This is a genomic window from Streptococcus sp. CCH8-H5, from assembly GCF_001556505.1.
Taxonomy (GTDB): Bacteria; Bacillota; Bacilli; order Lactobacillales; family Streptococcaceae; genus Streptococcus.
Map to the genome: position 1 here is coordinate 1 of NZ_LSIZ01000143.1, position 1,961 is coordinate 1,961.

Annotated in this window: 2 protein-coding genes and 2 pseudogenes; 2 read left to right on the forward strand and 2 right to left on the reverse strand. The window is 37.8% G+C overall.

From position 1 onward, the window contains the following. Window positions 1-356 (reverse strand): annotated as a pseudogene (locus tag AX663_RS10500) (IS110 family transposase); the annotation flags it as partial. Between the two features lie 242 nt (window positions 357-598). Between AX663_RS10500 and AX663_RS11060 the strand changes: the two are divergent. Continuing rightward, a pseudogene (locus tag AX663_RS11060) lies at window positions 599-664 on the forward strand (DNA-3-methyladenine glycosylase I); the annotation flags it as partial. A gap of 81 nt (window positions 665-745) precedes the next feature. Here the strand turns inward: AX663_RS11060 and AX663_RS09425 are convergent. Beyond that, window positions 746-1,009, reverse strand: a complete 264-nt coding sequence (locus tag AX663_RS09425) for a SemiSWEET family transporter (protein ID WP_037599404.1) — start codon at window positions 1,007-1,009, stop codon at window positions 746-748. 204 nt (window positions 1,010-1,213) lie between these two features. On the opposite strand from AX663_RS09425, the gene AX663_RS09430 reads away from it, so the two are divergent. Then, window positions 1,214-1,961 (forward strand): IS256 family transposase (locus AX663_RS09430; RefSeq protein ID WP_082759668.1); only part of this gene is annotated, 748 nt, incomplete at its 3' end.

The following is a 1,961-nucleotide window of genomic DNA, read 5'->3' on the forward strand; positions in this document are numbered from 1 at the left end:
TTCTTGAACATAAATTGGCTTACGGTTTAAAACGAATTGTGACGAAGCTAGTTTCCCTGCGTCAATTTTATCGGTTTTCCGGACTCGTAAGCTGTCAAGTTGCTTTTTAGCTTCCAAAGGATTAAGACGTGTATAGTCATAGCTGTTTTCTTCTAGAAAAGCCTGAAGTCGACAAGAGTAGACACCATTAGCTTCGAAAATAATTTCGGGGTTTCTCACGGTCTTTAGTCCTTCAGTAGACGAGAAAATCCGATAATGTCATTAGACATAGTATAGCCATGAACCCTTTCACCATTCACAAGAATAGCGACTTCTGAGCTTGCTTTACTCACATCAATTCCAAAAACTGTCCGCATTATGTTTACCTCTTTGTCTTGAATGATTCCTTATTTTAGTGATTTCATTTTCAATACTCGACGTCTAGCGTCCAACATACTTTGATAAAATTCCATCTAAAACAGGTGTCTTGCCAGTTTTTTTACGGCGTCTAGCGCCAAAAGAAGCCACGACTTCACAAGACACCTCTACTTTAACACAAAGAAAAAGTAGTGAGTACTCACTCCCGTCGGAGATTTCTTCACTACTAATCTTAGTATGTTTTCTACAGGCGGCAGGTCTAGTTGATGACCATGAGAATGATTGTGAATGGAAAAGCGGAAGTTAGTGAGTGCAGCGTTTAATTATCTGAGAATAGAGAAAAAGCTGAGAAACTCATCTCAGCTTTTTATACATACTATTAAATTTGTTAAAGTGAAGTCAAAAAAGTGAGTCCACCCAAAATCACACCAGCTGAGTTTGGAATAATTAGTATCCAATCTTTCTTGGGTTCTTTTGTCCATCCATAAAGAACCCAAATTAAACAAGATACTGCTGCGGATAAAGGCTGGAATGGTTGAGCTTTGTTGCCTTGTAAATTGGCAAAAATTTGTGGGATGTAGGCGATAAATACAATAATCCCGATAAAGGCCCCAATGGAACCGACAATTTGATTTATTTTTTGTTTAGTCATATATACCTCCAATTGTAGAGTATCAAAATGATTGAAAATAGGCAAGGAATATGGTCATTTGTTGTTATTTTCTGTACAAAATAGAATAAAATGTTTATATCTATATTTTGCAGAGGATAGTATACAATATGTTCTGTAAACACAAAAAGGAATAAATCCGTTATAGTAGAGTTGCGAAACATTACTAGAAAGAGATTTATTCCTATGACTCAGTTTAGCACAGAACTACTTAACTTCTTAGCCCAAAAGCAAGATATTGATGAATTTTTCCGTACTTCTCTTGAAACGGCGATGAATGATCCGCTTCAAGCAGAATTGTCAGCCCTTTTAGGGTATGAGCCTTACGATAAAGTAGGCTATAATTCTGGTAATAGTCGTAATGGAAACTTTAGTCCAGCTTTGATCCCCTCTTATGGACGTCGAGATGACCACTTGGAAGAGATGGTTATCAAACTCTATCAAACCAGCGTAACGACTCGAGAAATTAGCGACATCATCGAGCGAATGGATGGTCATCACTATAGTCCTGCCACAATTTCTAATATCTCAAAAACAACTCAGGAGAATGTCTCTGCTTTTCATGAGAGAAGCTTAGAAGCCAATTACTCTGTTTTATTTCTTGATGGAACCTATCTTCCATTAAGACGTGGAGCCGTTAATAAAGAATGTATTCATATCGCACTTGGCATTACACCAGAAGGACAGAAGGTTGTTCTTGGATATGAAATCGCCCCAAATGAAAACAATGATTCATGGTCCACCCTGTTAGATAAGCTTCAAAAACAAGGCATTCAACAGGTTTCTCATGTAGCGACCGATTGCTTCAAGGGGCTTGAGCAGATGATCAGTCAGGCTTACCCATTAGCTAAACAACAACGTTGCTTAATTCATATTAGTCGAAATCTAGCTAGTAAAGTGAAACGAGCAGATAGAGCGGTTATTCTGGAGCAAT

What these genes read in the sequence shown, in the direction of transcription:
- AX663_RS09425 (WP_037599404.1), bottom strand. Translation starts at nt 1,009, where the DNA reads ATGACTAAACAAAAAATAAATCAAATTGTCGGTTCCATTGGGGCCTTT.